Here is a 14,191-nt window from a genome sequence, read left to right on the forward strand (position 1 = left end):
ACCCGGCAAGGTCGTCACGCGAACGTGCCGCCGCTCAGGCGGATTCGTCGTCCGGCGCGGCGCCGGTGCGGGCGTCGCTCTTCGGCGTCTTCACATTCAGCAGAATGTGTTTGGCGATACCGCGCACGATATTGACCTCTTCGCGTTCCAGCCCCGAGCGCGCAAACAGGCGCCGCAGACGCGACATCAGCTTCTTCGGATTGGCGGGGTCGAGAAACTCCAGCGCGATCAGCGCGTTCTCCAGATGCACGTACATGCGTTCGATGTCGTCACTCGGCGCAAGCGCTCCGGCTGCGGCACCCTGGCCGTCCGCGTTCGGCAAACCCGACGCGCTGCCGGCACCGGCGCTGGCGCCGTCATCGCCCAGATAGGCCGTGCGCAACTCGTACGCGAGCACTTGCACCGCCTGGGCCAGATTGAGCGAGCTGTACGCCGGGTTGGCGGGAATATGCGCGAGCACGCTGCAGCGCTCCACGTCCTCGTTGGACAGCCCGGTGCGCTCGTTGCCGAAGACCAGCGCGATATCGCCGTGCACCGCATGCTCGCGGGCGTGGGCGGCAGCGGCGCGCGGTGCAAACTGGGGCGGCCCGTATTCACGCAGGCGCGCGGTCAACGCCACCGACCATTGCACGCCGTTCAACGCGTCCGCGAGCGTGGGCACGACATGGGCGCCCGCCAGCACGTCGTCCGCGCCGCTCGCCATCGCGATCGCCTCCGGGTCGGACTGCACGTGCGGCACGCGCGGTGCCACCAGCACGAGCCGCGAAAAACCCATCGTTTTCAGCGCGCGTGCCGCGGCACCGACATTGCCGGGATGGCTCGGTTCGACCAGCACGAAGCGCGTGGACGTAAAGCCGCCGCGCACCGGTGCGGCGCTGTCGGGCGCGCACAGTTCGGAAGAAGAGGAAGACGGGTTGTGGGGTTGGGCCACGATAAAAATGGGGAGCTAAAGGGCGTATGTTACCCCGCCTGGTTGCGCCATGCGGTGCTGATGGGCGCACCGCTTGGTGGCCGCTTGGTGGCCGCTTGGTGGCCGCTTGGTGGCCGCTTGGTGGCCGCTTGGCGGCCGCTTGGTGGCCTTTAGTGGCCCTTAGTGGCCCTTGACGGCCGCCTGCGCCCGCGGGAGGCCCAGCCGCGGCTCGTAGGGGCGCACCGGAAGGCGGCGCTGCCGGATCGGCCCGGAGTCGGGTAAAATCATGTCATTCGCGCCGTCTTCGAACGCGCGCCTCGCTCTTATCCAATTCGTCTCCGTCGACGGAGCGCGCCATCCCGCGTCGCTTCGTGGTGTTTTCTGCTGATTTCCAGCGGTATTTTCAGCCGAGTGGTCGACCACTCCTCGGCTCATTCCGGTAAGCAGCCACGCTGCCCCGGCACAAGGATCCTGGCTTATGCATCCCATGCTCAACATCGCCGTCAAGGCCGCCCGCCGCGCCGCGCAGATCATCAATCGGGCATCCCTCGACCTCGACCTGGTTCAGGTCAGCAAGAAACAGCACAACGATTTCGTCACGGAGGTCGACAAGGCATCGGAAGCGGCCATCATCGACACGCTGAAGACGGCTTATCCCGATCACGCCATCCTCGCCGAAGAATCCGGCAAGTCGGACAACGAGTCCGAATACCAGTGGATCATCGATCCGCTCGACGGCACCACCAATTTCATTCACGGCTTCCAGTACTACTGCGTGTCCATCGCGCTGGCGCACAAGGGCATCGTGACGCAGGCGGTGGTCTACGACCCCAACCGCAACGACCTGTTCACCGCCTCGCGCGGCCGCGGCGCGTTCCTGAACGACCGCCGCATCCGTGTGAGCCGCCGCGACCGCCTCGCCGACGGCCTGATCGGCACGGGCTTCCCGTTCCGTGACACGGACGGTGTCGACGCCTACGGCCGTCTGTTCGCCGAAATGACCGAAGCCTGCGCCGGCCTGCGTCGTCCGGGCGCGGCCGCGCTCGATCTGGCCAACGTCGCGGCGGGCCGCCTCGACGGCTTCTTCGAGCAGGGTCTGCACGCGTGGGACATGGCTGCCGGCAGCCTGCTGATCACCGAAGCGGGCGGACTGGTGGGCAACTACACGGGCGATTCGGACTTTCTGCACGTGGGCGAAGTCGTCGCCGGTAATCCGAAGCTGTATGCGCAGATGGTGCCGATCCTGTCGCGCTATACCCGCACCAAGCAACAAGCTGCGTAAAGCGGTAATCTTGCGAAAGCGGCTTCGGCCGCTTTTTTGTTAGCTTCATTGTGGTTATGCCCTGCTATACCCTTGGCAGAAGCCACCGCCAACACCTTGGCCATAGTCAGGCCTAAAGCTACAAACCGAAAGACCTCGCCGGCATGCCAGCCGCCGTGCATCACGACGTCCCCCGCGTTAAGAAGGCAACGGGCGTTCCGGACGTGCGACGCGACCTGCGTGCCGTTCGCCCTACGCGAAAATCCTGCGCAGCATCCACAACGGCTTCATGAAAAAAGGCTTCTACACAATCATTGCAGCGCAGTTCGTGTCCTCGCTCGCGGACAACGCGCTGTTGATTGCGGCGATCGCGCTGCTCTCGGTCATCAAGTCGGCCGCCTGGGTTACGCCGCTGCTGCAGATCTTCTTCACGGTCTCGTACGTGTTGCTGGCGCCGTTCGTCGGCGCCTTCGCGGACGCGCTGCAAAAACGCCACGTGATGTTCGTCTCCAACGCGCTCAAGGCGAGCGGCTGCCTGATGATGATTTTCGGCGTGCATCCGATGATCGCGTATGGCGTAGTGGGTTTTGGCGCGGCGGCGTACTCGCCCGCCAAATACGGCATCCTCACCGAGCTGCTGCCTCCCGAACGGCTGGTGGCCGCCAATGCGTGGCTCGAATCGGCCACCGTGCTGTCGACCATCGTCGGCACCATGCTTGGCGGCGCGCTGATCAGCACGTACGCCACCAACTTCGTGGCGCACGCGCATCTGCCGCTGATCCACTCCGCCGCCGATCTGGCGATGCTGGCCGTGATGGTCACGTATGTGCTCGCTGCCGTGATCAACATCGGCATCCCCGATACCGGCGCCCGTTATACGAACCGTCTCAACGAACCGAAGAAACTGGTGGGCGATTTCGCGCACTGTTTCAACATGCTGTGGGGCGACAAGCTCGCCCAGGTCGCCTTGTGGGTGACCACCCTGATGTGGGGCGGCGCGGTCACGCTGCAGTTGCTGGTGCTCAAGTGGGCAGACGTGAATCTCGGGCTGTCGCTCTCAAAAGCTGCCGTCATGCAGGGCATCACGGGCCTCGGCATTGCGGTGGGCGCGGCCGCGGCGGCGACGCTCGTGCCGCTGCGCAGTTCGCTGAAGGTGCTGCCCATCGGCATCATCACGGGCGCCGTCGCGATTGCAATGGCCTTCTACAGCAAGGGGCTCTTTCCGCCGGGCGCGGGCATCCGCGTGGGCCCGTTCGTCGCGCCGATCTACATCGTGCTCGCCTATCCGTTGATGATTCTGCTCGGCGGTCTGTCAGGCTTTTTCATTGTGCCGATGAATGCCCTCCTGCAGCATCGGGGCGCCACCTTGCTGACCGCGGGCCTCTCCATCGCCGTGCAAAACTTCAACCAGAATCTGGCCGTCCTGCTGATGCTCGGCTTGTACGCGCTGCTACTCACCGCAAAGCTGCCGGTGCCGTGGATCATCGTGGTGTTCGGCAGCTTCATCACCTTCATGATGTGGCTCGCCAAACGCCGCAGCATGGCGAATGCGCGTACCGTCGACATGCGCGTGCTGGTCGAATAATACTGCCCGGTACGCTGCACGCGAAAGCTGGCCATCCGGCCAGCTTCACAGTGCGCGGCGACGGGTTAAACTCACGCCCTGAACAGCTAACGCAAGAAGATACACAGGATGGGCATGCAAACCGCAGCGGCTACCGACGTCGCACAACATACTCCCATGATGCAGCAATACCTGCGCATTAAAGGGGAGCATCCGGGCACGCTGGTGTTCTACCGGATGGGCGATTTCTACGAGCTGTTTTTCGACGATGCCGAGAAGGCCGCGCGCCTGCTCGATCTCACGCTGACGCAGCGTGGCGCGTCGGCAGGCAATCCGATCAAGATGGCGGGCGTGCCGCATCACGCGGTCGAGCAGTATCTGGCCAAGCTCGTCAAGCTCGGCGAGTCCGTCGCGATCTGCGAACAGATCGGCGACCCGGCCACCTCGAAGGGACCGGTCGAACGCAAGGTCGTGCGGGTCGTCACGCCGGGCACGCTGACGGACGCCGCGCTGCTGTCGGACAAGAACGATGTGTACCTGCTCGCCGTGTGCGTGGCTCACAACCGTCGCGGCGTGGCGACGCATGTAGGGCTGGCGTGGCTGAATCTGGCGAGCGGCGCGCTGCGCCTCGCAGAGGTTGCGCCCGAGCAGGCCGCGGCTGCACTGGAGCGCATTCGCCCCGCCGAAATCCTGATCGCCGATACCGGCTCTGAAGCCACCACGTGGACGCCGCCGGCTGGCTCCGGCGCACTCACGCGGGTGCCGAGCTGGCACTTCGACGTGACCTCGGGCACGCAACGTCTGTGCGATCAGATGGAAGTGGCGAGTCTGGACGGCTTCGGCGCGCACTCTCTGTCTTGCGCGTGCGGCGCGGCCGGCGCCCTGCTCCTGTACGCGGCCGCCACGCAAGGCCAGCAGCTTCGTCACGTGCGCAGTCTGAAGGTCGAATACGAGTCGGAATATATCGGGCTCGACCCTGCCACGCGCCGCAATCTCGAACTCACCGAAACCTTGCGCGGCACCGAGAGCCCCACGCTGTGCTCGCTGCTCGATACCTGCTGCACGACGATGGGCAGCCGTCTGCTGCGTCACTGGCTGCATCATCCGCCACGCGAGGCGGCCATTGCGCAGGCACGTCAGCAGGCAATCGGCGCGCTGCTGGATGCGCCGCCCGCCGCGAGCGTGGATACGCTGCGCGGCGCCTTGCGGCAGATCGCGGATATCGAACGCATCACGGGCCGTCTCGCGCTGTTGTCCGCGCGGCCACGCGACCTCTCGAGCTTGCGTGACACCTTTCTCGCGCTGCCCGATCTGCGCGTGCAACTGGCCGCGGTAGCCAGTGCCGCCGATTCGCTCGCGCGCATCGACGCAGCGCTCGAACCGCCCGCGCCCTGCGTGGATCTGCTCAAGCGTGCGGTCGCACAGGAACCGGCAGCGATGGTGCGCGACGGCGGCGTAATCGCCCGCGGTTACGACGCCGAACTCGACGAACTGCGCGATATCTCCGAGAACTGCGGACAGTTCCTGATCGACCTCGAAACGCGTGAACGGACGCGTACCGGCATCGGCAATCTGCGGGTCGAGTACAACAAGGTGCACGGCTTCTATATCGAAGTCACACGCGGCCAGACCGACAAGGTGCCGGACGATTATCGGCGCCGTCAGACGCTCAAGAACGCCGAGCGCTACATCACGCCTGAACTGAAAACCTTCGAGGACAAAGCCTTGTCCGCGCAGGAACGCGCCCTCGCCCGCGAACGCTCGCTGTACGACGGGGTGCTCCAGGCGCTGCTGCCGTTCATCGCCGATTGCCAGCGGGTCGCCCTGGCGCTGGCGGAGCTCGATCTGCTAGCCGCCTTCGCCGAACGGGCCCGCGCACTCGACTGGGTGGCGCCGTCGTTCTCGAGCACGCCCGGCATCGAAATCGAACAGGGGCGGCATCCGGTCGTCGAAGCGCAGGTCGAGCAATTCATTGCCAACGACTGCACGCTCAACCCGGAGCGCAAGCTGCTCCTGATCACCGGCCCGAACATGGGCGGTAAATCGACCTTCATGCGGCAGACCGCGCTGATCGCCTTGCTGGCCTACGTGGGCAGCTATGTGCCGGCGCGGCGTGCGTCGTTTGGCCCGATCGACCGCATCTTCACGCGCATTGGCGCCGCCGACGATCTGGCCGGTGGCCGCTCCACCTTCATGGTCGAAATGACGGAAGCGGCCGCCATTCTCAACGACGCCACCCCGCAAAGTCTCGTGTTGATGGACGAGATCGGGCGCGGCACCTCGACCTTCGACGGCCTCGCACTCGCGTGGGCCATCGCCCGGCATTTGCTGGCACATAACGGTTGCCACACGCTGTTTGCCACGCACTACTTCGAGCTGACACAACTGCCAGCCGAATTTCCGCAAGCGGCGAACGTGCATCTGTCGGCGGTCGAACATGGCCACGGCATCGTGTTTCTGCACGCTGTCAGCGAAGGCCCTGCCAACCAGAGTTACGGCTTGCAAGTGGCACAACTGGCAGGCGTGCCGAATGCGGTGATCCGAGCCGCGCGCAAGCATCTCGTGCATCTCGAACAGCAATCGGCGGCAAAGCCTGCTCCGCAACTCGACCTGTTCGCGGCGCCGCTGCTGCTCGAAGACGCGTACGACGACGACAGCGACGCCAGCAACACGAATGGCACGCATGGGGAGCCCGCACTGACGGAGGCCGAGCGTACGCTGCTCGAACGTTTGCGCGCGCTCGATCCGAACGAACTGCGCCCGCGCGATGCGCTCGACCTGCTGTACGAGCTGCATGGCCTCGCCGTCGAACCGGATGCGGATCATTGACCGCTACCCGAATCCGCAGGTGCCGCGCACGCTGTGCGCGGCACTCGGCATTGCCTTCGTTCTAAGCTGCGGCGCGTGGTCGCGCGCGCACGCGGCGCCCGTGCGCTATAGCTTTGCCGTGCTGGCCGACACCCTTCAAGGCAACGCCGACGAAGCGCCCACCCAGCGGTTGCTCGACACGATTGGGCGCGAGCGCAATATCTCCTTCATCGTCTACGACGGAAACCTCAGGGGTCCGAAGGAAGCGTGCCGTGACTCGCTTTACGAGCAGCGTCAGGCCATCCTCGAAGCGGCGCGTCCAGCGCTGATCTTTATTCCCGGCCAGTACGACTGGACCGATTGCGGCTCACCGGAGGCAGGTGGTTTCGATCCCGTTGAGCGGCTCGATCAGTTACGGCAAACGGTGTTCGCCGATTCCGCCTCGATGGGCCAAAACCCGCTTGCGCTGACGCGCGAAAGCGAAGTGTCGCGGTTCCGGCAATACCGCGAAAACGTGCGCTGGCAACTCGGCGATACGGTGTTCATCGGCCTGAACGTGCCCGGCACGAACAATCACTATCTGACTGCGGGCGGGCGCAACGGCGAATTCGAAGACCGCGTGATCGCGAACGCGTTCTGGCTCGAGCACGCTGCGGAGTATGCAAAGCGGCGCGAGGCACGGGCAATCGTGGTGTTCATTCAGGGCGACCCGGATCCCGAACGTTACGAACGGCCAGACCGTTTTGCGTGGCTGCGTTTTGGCCGCAATTCGCGCCGCGACGGCTTTCTCGAACTCAAGCGCACGCTCGTGAAAGTCGCGCAGCAGTTCCACGGACCCGTGCTGCTGATTCATTGCGATGACGAGCGCAGCGCGCGTGGCTTCGTGATTGATCAGCCGCTACGGAATGACAAGGGAGAGGTGGTGACGAATCTGACGCGCATCGCTTTTGCGCCGCGTGATCGTCTTGACCAGTGGATTCAGATCGACGCGGACCTGTCGCGCCGGCCGCCGTTTCGCGTGAGTGTGCGTGAGGTACCGAAGAATGTGCCGCTGCTGCCGGTGCGACCGCCCCAACCCGCGGCGCCGGAGGCGGCCTCCGAGGAGGACATGGTCCCCACCGCCCCACCCACGCCGGAACCGGACCAGGCACCGGGGGCAAACCCCTCGATGAATCCGTCGGGCAACCCCGCGGTCAGTCCATCAATGAATCCGGCCTCGAACCTGCCACCTTTGCTGCCCGTCGCGCCGCCCGCGTCAACCTCGCCGTCAGCGCAGCCGTCTTACCAGCAAGGTCCGCAGGCTCAACCGGACAGTTCGACGCCGGCCTCCACCGGCGTCCCGGCAGGCTCAGTGCAGCGTGGGCCCTGAAGGCTCTTCGCCGTCTTCGTCGTCATCCTCGTCGAGCACTTCGAGGCCATCAGCGCCGTGCGCGTGCTCGTGCTGGATTTCGTCTTCGGTAGCGGGCCGCACGTCCTTGACGGTGAGCGCGAAACGCAGCGCCATGCCGGCGAGAGGATGATTGCCGTCCAGCACGACCTTGTCTTCCGCGACGTCGGTCACGATGTAGACGAGCGAGTCGATGTCTTCATCGCCTTCTTCCGGCGTACCTTCGAATTGCATGCCGACTTCGAGCGGTTCCGGGAAGCGATTGCGCGGCTCGATCTTCACCAGATCAGGGTCGTACTCGCCGAACGCATCTTGCGGCTCCAACTGGATCTGGGTTTCGAAGCCAGTCTCGTGGCCGTCGAGCTCTTCCTCGATCTTGGGGAACGTGCCATCATAGCCGCCGTGCAGATAGACCATCGGCTCGTCGCTCTCTTCAATCAGGTTGCCCTGCGCATCCGACAGCTTGTAAGCGACCGACACGACGGTGTTCTTTGCAATTTTCATTCGATTCTCCAGAATACAACTCACATTATACGATGCCCAAGCGGCCCTCTGACCACCCGGCGAACCTGGGTTCTGCCCGGGGTTTTGTCCGGATTCCTGCACCGGTTCCGCCGCCTTCGCCCGACGTGCCGACGCCGTTGCTCGGCAATCTCACCCCCGCGCAATTCATGCGCCGGTACTGGCAGAAGAAGCCCCTGTTGATCCGTCAGGCTATCCCCGGCATCGCCGCGCCGCTTTCGCGTGACGAGCTGTTCGAACTGGCCGATCAGGACGAGGTGGAAGCACGTCTGATCACGCGCTTTCGCAACAAATGGCAACTGGAGCACGGTCCGTTCGCAGCCGACGAACTTCCTGCCGTCAAGCAGCGTGCCTGGACCCTGCTCGTGCAGGGCGTCGATCTGCACGACGACCGCGCCCGCGCACTGCTCGACCGTTTTCGCTTCGTGCCGGATGCGCGTCTGGACGACCTGATGATTTCCTACGCCAGCGACGGCGGCGGCGTAGGTCCGCATTTCGACTCTTACGACGTGTTTCTGCTGCAAGTGCACGGCAAGCGCCGCTGGCGCATCAGCGCGCAGCGCGATCTGACGTTGCAGCCGGACATGCCCTTGAAAGTTTTACAGCACTTCGAGCCCGAACAGGAATGGTTACTGGAACCGGGCGACATGCTGTATCTGCCGCCGCATATCGCTCACGACGGCGTGGCCGCGGGCGAGTGCATGACCTGCTCGATCGGCTTTCGCGCGCCCTCGGCAAGCGAGCTCACCGGCCAGTTCCTGTACCACCTTGCTGAGCGTGGCGAGCGCGGCAATCGCAGCGGCGGCGGTGCCGCCCAGGAGCGTGCGCCGCAGCTCTACCGCGATCCGCAGCAACCGGCCGTGGCCCATCCCGCGGAACTGCCCGCGGCGCTAATCGAGCGGGTAGGCGCAATCCTTGCTCAGGTGAAATGGGACGAGAAAGACATTGCCTCGTTTCTTGGCTCTTACCTGAGTGAACCCAAGCCAAGTGTGGTATTCGATCCGCCGGAAAGCCCGCTTAATGAAGCACGTTTTATTCAACGTGCCTCAAAGTCTGGCGTCCGGCTCGACCGAAAAACCGTTTTGTTGTACGACCGCCGCTTTTTCTACCTGAATGGAGAAGAAAATCGGCTGGCTAACGTTAAAAAATGGTTAATTGAATTCGCTGATAACCGGTGTCTGAGTGCGAAACGCTTTGTAACACTCTCAGGCGATTCATCGGTGACAGCATTGCTGCACGAGTGGTATCGTGCGGGCTGGATACAGGTGGGCGAGCTTGTCTAGCCTCGACTACGTGGTATGCCGTACTGTGAAATTTTGTATGAGAAAGACAACGTATTGACCCCGCATTTGTCGACGGTCGGTACGAAAGTGCATATAATTTCCGCCCAAGCCGTAGGGAAGATTCACGCTCTTGTGAAGTGCGTCTCCACCAGCGGCCCAGGTCGATGTTGGAGCACATTACCGGTATTATTTTGCGCTGTTGCTTACCTTTAACCATAAAAGGACGTGATCATGAAGAAATCCCTCCTCGTAGCATCCCTGTTGGCAGCTGTGGCACTGGCTGCATGCAACAAGAGCAGCGACCAGGCAGCTGCCCCGGCTAGCGATGCATCCGCTGCTTCGGCACCGGCTGCTGCTGCTTCGGATGCAGGCGCTGCAGCTTCGGACGCTGCTGCTGCTGCGAGCGACGCTGCTGCTTCGGCACCGGCTGCTGCTGCTTCGGACGCAGCCGCTGCTTCGAGCGACGCTGGTGCAGCTTCGGCTGCTGCAGCTTCGGGCGCAAGCCAGTAAGCTGTCGTGCAGGGTTCGCCTCTGGGCGAAAACTACATGGGAAGCTCGACCTGAACTTCCTGTGTAGTAAAGCAAAACGCCACGGATTCACATCCGTGGCGTTTTGCCATTCTGCGGCCGGTTTTCATGCGGTCGGTTTTCATGCGGCCAGTCTTCTTGCGGCCGATTTTCACGCGGCCGGCAGCGCGCTCAACTGCCCGCTCAACGGCCCCCTCAATTCTCCGACACCGCCCCCGCTTCACGCTCTTCGAAGAACTCCCGCACCACGTCGATCTCACGGGTACGCTTGAAAGGCGGCAGGCTCTGCCATATACGGCGCCCATACGGTTTCTCGACGAGCCGGGTATCGCAGATCATCAGCACGCCGCGATCGGTCTCAGCGCGAATTAGACGCCCTGCGCCCTGCTTGAGCGTAATCACTGCCTGCGGCAACTGATGAACCGCGAACGGGCTCAAGCCCTTTTTGGTCAGCGCCTCGAGACGGGCCGACAGCACCGGATCATCCGGCGGTGCAAACGGCAGCTTGTCGATCACCACCAGTGAAAGCGCATCGCCGCGCACATCCACGCCTTCCCAGAAGCTCTGGCTGCCCACCAGGATCGCATTGCCATGCGCGCGGAAGCGATCCAGCAACTCCGTCCGGCTCGCATCGCCCTGTACCAGCAACGGGTAGTTCCAGCCGCGTGACTCGATGACTTCGCGCAGCTTGTTGGCGATGCGATCCACCGCGCGCAAGGTCGTGCAGAGCATGAAGACGCCCCCTCCTGACGCCTCGATGGCCGGCAACGCGGCGTCGAAGACGGCGTCCGTGAACATGGGCGAGGACGGCTGCGGCAGGTTGCGCGGCACGTATAGCAACCCTTGCGTCGGATAGTCGAAGGGGCTTGGCAGCGTCATCGAGCGGCGCGCGTTCAGCCCCATCTGCGCTGCGTAATGCGTGAAGTCGCCGCGCACGGACAAAGTGGCCGATGTGAAGATCCAGGCGCGCGGCACGCCCGCGCGTTGCTTGGCAAAAATCGGCGCCACCGAGAGCGGCGTCTCGTGCAACTGCACGGTATGCGCGAACACTTCGATCCAGCGAACCTTCTCGTTGGGATCAGCGGCCGCTTTCGCATCCGACGCGCCGGCGTTGCCCGAAGCAGCGTCGCGCTCGACCTCGGTGGGCGGCGTGGTCCAACCCGCCAGGATGCCCTGCAACTCGCGCGCGCGACGCTGACACGCGCCAATCGATTCGGCACGCTCCGCCTGGCTGGCAAGCGCGTTCGACAGCGCGGTGAGTTCCGTCTCCAGCGCTTCGAGCGCGGCAAACAGCGGATGATCGTCGGCAAGCTGGCCAATCGACAGTCGCAGCGAATCTTCCCTGAACGCCAGCCGCACATCGCGCGCGGCCCGTTCGAGCGCGGCGCCGAGTTTGCTCCAGTCCCCCCCTTCACGCGCGTGGCTCAGACCTTCAGCAACCGAATCGCGCGCGAGTTCCAGGAACTGCGCCGTCGACAAGGTCTCGCCGAAGAACAGCGTCGCCGTTTCGGGCAACTGGTGCGCTTCGTCGAAGATGATCGTGTTGGCCGTGGGCAGCAGTTCGGCCATCCCCGTGTCGCGCAGCATGATGTCCGCGAAGAACAGGTGATGGTTGACCACCACGATGTCGGCCTGCTGCGCCTCGCGGCGCGCCTGCATCACGAAGCAGTCCTTGTAGTGAGGACATTCCTGGCCGAGACAGTTGTCGCGCGTGGAGGTCACCATCGACCACACCGCCGCCGTCTCCGGCACGCTCGCAAGCTCGGCCTTGTCGCCGGTGCGGGTGATCTTCGCGAAACGGACGATGTCCTGCAGATACGAGGTTTCCTGGCGCGACGGCAGACGGCCATTGTCCGCGGTGCGCTGCAGGTAGTAGTGACACAGATAGTTGGCGCGCCCCTTGAGCATGGCGACCGAAACCGGCACGGCCAGCGCATCGCGCACGGTGGGGATATCGCGCTGGAACAACTGGTCCTGCAAGTGCTTGGTGCCGGTGGACACGATCACCTTGCCGCCCCACAACATGGCCGGTACGAGATACGCATAGGTCTTGCCGGTGCCGGTGCCCGCTTCGACGATCAGCGTGTTCTCGCTGCCATCCAGACCATCCGGGGTTTCCGCCGGGGTCGTCTCGGCGCCCGCTGCACCCACGCCCTCTGCAGAGGTTTGCAACCTTCTTGCGGGGCGTTTCTGTGCCTCGAACATGGCGGGCTCGGGCATGGCTCGCCCCGAGGCTTCCATTGCGGCCGCGACGGCACGCGCCATCTCGATCTGCGAGGCTCGCGAGCGATAGCCGTCGATTTGCCGCGCGAGCAAACCGTCTGCGGCGAAGATGTCGTCGAGCTCGGACTGGCGGCGCGGATTCAGCGATGCCGCCAGCGTGCCGCCCGCGCTGCGGGGATCGCGAGCCGGCGCCTCGTCACTCGACGTGGGGCGCGAAGTAGAAACAAGCGGTGAATTCAAGGCAAGCGTTTCCTGCAAAATCCGGTGCCCGCGCGGGCGACCCGGCGCCTGCCAGGTCGCGCTTAAGCGCGCGTGTCCGGTTCGAGCTGCAATTGCAGCAAGATGATGGTGTCCTTGACCTTGAGTTTGCGCTTTTTCAGGCGCTGTAACTCCAGGTCGTCGAAGCCGGGCTCATCCGACATTTTGTCGATCAGACGGTCGAGCCCACTATGCTCCGCTTCCAGTTGCAGGATACGGTCCTGAAGTGCGTTCGCGTCGATGACGTGATGATGGTCGCGCATGCTCGCCTCCCTATGCGGCGAGGGCTGCCTCGTGCAGCTTGCCCGCCTGAGGTTGCTGTCCGGCTTAAAACGCGTTACTGCTGTTGCTGCTGTTTCTGTTGCTGTTCCAGCTGTTGTTGCTGCTGCAACTGATCCTGCTGTTTCTGCTGTGCCTTCTCGGCAGCCTGCTTCTGACGCGCCTCGACATCCTGCCGGTGCTGCGCGGCCGCTTCCTGTTTGCGCGCGTAACTGTCCTGCTTCTCGACCCGCTCCTGGGCCTTTTGCGCGCCCTGCTCGCGTGCCTGCTCGAGCTGGGTCTGGAAGTCGGCCTGCTGTTTCTGGCTGGACACCTGCTGGCTGGCGCCCGGCTGCGTGGGGTTCACGCCGCGTTGCGCCTGATCCACGGCGTGCTGCTGCAACTTCTGCTGGTAAGCCTGCTGGTTGGCCGCCGCCTGCGACGGGCTGACGCCGCGCTGCGCCTGGTCGATGGCATGCTGCTGGAGCTTCTGCTGGTAGGACTGCTCGTTGGCCGCGCGCTGCGGCGCTTCGGCGTCACGCTGGGCCTTGTCCAGTTGATTCTGCCGCTGCTTTTCCTCGAATGCCTGCTGGCTGCTCGCTTCGTTCGCGGCGCGCTGCGGGGCGTTCGCTTCGTCCTGCGCACGCTGGATAGCAGCCTGCTCGTCACGCTGCTGCGCGTGCGCGGCGCGTTGCTCTTCGTTCAGCGCGAGCTGTTCCTTGCGGATGTCCGCCTGCACGGTACGCATCTTGTCGCGCGCCTTGCCGAGGCAGTAGTTCACGAAAAACTTGCTATAGCAGTCGTGCTCGGCGACCGCATAGTTGTAGTTGTTCAGTTCGCTGCGCCGGTTCAGCGTGTTCTGCCGAGCCTCGAAATCGTTCACTGGCGCAGCCGACGCGCCCAGCGTGCTGTCGTCGTTGCGCAGGTCGGCGGCAGGCGCGCTCGCGGCAGCCATTCCAGACGCGTCCGCACCGGTTGGCGCTGTCTGTGCCAACTGTGGTCCCGGTTGAGCCTGTGCCATAGCCGGTGCACTCACGGCGAAAGCGGCAGCGGCAGCGGCAACGCCGAGCGTCGTGCAGGAAACGAGCGGCGCGCCAAACGTGACGATCAGCGAGACGGCAAGCGAAGCAAGAGGAAAACGGGAGATCGGCAACGTCGTAGGTGGGCAACGGAACATGCCCGAAATTCT

The 14,191-nt window shown here is 64.1% G+C and carries 11 protein-coding genes; 6 read left to right on the forward strand and 5 right to left on the reverse strand.

The window, feature by feature from the left end; all coding sequences use genetic code 11:
* Nucleotides 1-34: 34 nt before the first annotated feature.
* Nucleotides 35-931: an RNA methyltransferase gene (locus D0B32_RS23460; protein ID WP_404935584.1), complete on the reverse strand. Its 897-nt coding sequence runs from the start codon at nucleotides 929-931 to the stop codon at nucleotides 35-37.
* 457 nt (nucleotides 932-1,388) lie between these two features.
* Between D0B32_RS23460 and D0B32_RS23470 the strand changes: the two genes are divergently transcribed.
* From D0B32_RS23470 to D0B32_RS23485, 4 genes are all read left to right on the forward strand, one after another.
* Entirely contained in the window at nucleotides 1,389-2,192 is an 804-nt protein-coding gene (locus D0B32_RS23470) for an inositol monophosphatase family protein (protein WP_117336670.1), read from the forward strand.
* Between the two features lie 268 nt (nucleotides 2,193-2,460).
* Complete coding sequence (gene lplT / locus D0B32_RS23475) at nucleotides 2,461-3,756, forward strand: lysophospholipid transporter LplT (RefSeq protein WP_117336671.1); 1,296 nt, start codon at nucleotides 2,461-2,463, stop codon at nucleotides 3,754-3,756.
* A gap of 108 nt (nucleotides 3,757-3,864) precedes the next feature.
* Nucleotides 3,865-6,564 carry a DNA mismatch repair protein MutS gene (mutS, locus tag D0B32_RS23480; RefSeq protein ID WP_117336672.1) on the forward strand — a complete coding sequence of 900 codons (2,700 nt, stop codon included), beginning with the start codon at nucleotides 3,865-3,867 and terminating at the stop codon, nucleotides 6,562-6,564.
* A complete protein-coding gene (locus tag D0B32_RS23485) occupies nucleotides 6,551-7,912 on the forward strand; it encodes a hypothetical protein (protein ID WP_117336814.1) in 1,362 nt (453 codons plus the stop codon). The genes mutS and D0B32_RS23485 overlap by 14 nt, the downstream gene beginning before the upstream one ends.
* Here the strand turns inward: D0B32_RS23485 and D0B32_RS23490 are convergent.
* Nucleotides 7,892-8,434 (reverse strand): peptidylprolyl isomerase, encoded by a 543-nt coding sequence (locus D0B32_RS23490; RefSeq protein WP_117336673.1) that lies wholly within the window; start codon nucleotides 8,432-8,434, stop codon nucleotides 7,892-7,894. The genes D0B32_RS23485 and D0B32_RS23490 overlap by 21 nt on opposite strands.
* 32 nt (nucleotides 8,435-8,466) lie before the next feature.
* On the opposite strand from D0B32_RS23490, the gene D0B32_RS23495 reads away from it, so the two are divergent.
* On the forward strand, nucleotides 8,467-9,735 hold the full coding sequence (locus tag D0B32_RS23495; RefSeq protein WP_117336674.1) for a cupin domain-containing protein: 1,269 nt from the start codon (nucleotides 8,467-8,469) through the stop codon (nucleotides 9,733-9,735).
* Between the two features lie 231 nt (nucleotides 9,736-9,966).
* Complete coding sequence (locus tag D0B32_RS32995; RefSeq protein WP_259295112.1) at nucleotides 9,967-10,245, forward strand: hypothetical protein; 279 nt, start codon at nucleotides 9,967-9,969, stop codon at nucleotides 10,243-10,245.
* 213 nt (nucleotides 10,246-10,458) lie between these two features.
* Here D0B32_RS32995 and D0B32_RS23510 read toward each other — a convergent pair whose 3' ends face one another.
* The 3 genes from D0B32_RS23510 to D0B32_RS23520 form a co-directional block, all read right to left on the reverse strand.
* On the reverse strand, nucleotides 10,459-12,726 hold the full coding sequence (locus tag D0B32_RS23510) for an ATP-dependent DNA helicase (protein ID WP_117336815.1): 2,268 nt from the start codon (nucleotides 12,724-12,726) through the stop codon (nucleotides 10,459-10,461).
* A gap of 62 nt (nucleotides 12,727-12,788) precedes the next feature.
* The gene (locus D0B32_RS23515; protein WP_117336676.1) at nucleotides 12,789-13,007 is read right to left on the reverse strand and encodes a DUF465 domain-containing protein; all 219 of its coding nucleotides are present in this window, start codon (nucleotides 13,005-13,007) and stop codon (nucleotides 12,789-12,791) included.
* Nucleotides 13,008-13,081: 74 nt separating this feature from the next.
* On the reverse strand, nucleotides 13,082-14,023 hold the full coding sequence (locus D0B32_RS23520; RefSeq protein WP_147329560.1) for a colicin transporter: 942 nt from the start codon (nucleotides 14,021-14,023) through the stop codon (nucleotides 13,082-13,084).
* Between the last annotated feature and the right edge of the window lie 168 nt (nucleotides 14,024-14,191).

Origin of the sequence: Paraburkholderia sp. DHOC27, from assembly GCF_003429005.1 — a bacterium.
Taxonomy (GTDB): Bacteria; Pseudomonadota; Gammaproteobacteria; order Burkholderiales; family Burkholderiaceae; genus Paraburkholderia.

Excerpts from the sequence above, each read along its gene's own strand:
- D0B32_RS23470 (WP_117336670.1), top strand. The coding sequence starts at position 1,389 with ATGCATCCCATGCTCAACATCGCCGTCAAGGCCGCCCGCCGCGCCGCG.
- lplT (WP_117336671.1), top strand. The coding sequence starts at position 2,461 with ATGAAAAAAGGCTTCTACACAATCATTGCAGCGCAGTTCGTGTCCTCG.
- mutS (WP_117336672.1), top strand. The coding sequence starts at position 3,865 with ATGGGCATGCAAACCGCAGCGGCTACCGACGTCGCACAACATACTCCC.
- D0B32_RS23485 (WP_117336814.1), top strand. The coding sequence starts at position 6,551 with ATGCGGATCATTGACCGCTACCCGAATCCGCAGGTGCCGCGCACGCTG.
- D0B32_RS23490 (WP_117336673.1), bottom strand. The coding sequence starts at position 8,434 with ATGAAAATTGCAAAGAACACCGTCGTGTCGGTCGCTTACAAGCTGTCG.
- D0B32_RS23495 (WP_117336674.1), top strand. The coding sequence starts at position 8,467 with ATGCCCAAGCGGCCCTCTGACCACCCGGCGAACCTGGGTTCTGCCCGG.
- D0B32_RS32995 (WP_259295112.1), top strand. The coding sequence starts at position 9,967 with ATGAAGAAATCCCTCCTCGTAGCATCCCTGTTGGCAGCTGTGGCACTG.
- D0B32_RS23515 (WP_117336676.1), bottom strand. The coding sequence starts at position 13,007 with ATGCGCGACCATCATCACGTCATCGACGCGAACGCACTTCAGGACCGT.
- D0B32_RS23520 (WP_147329560.1), bottom strand. The coding sequence starts at position 14,023 with ATGGCACAGGCTCAACCGGGACCACAGTTGGCACAGACAGCGCCAACC.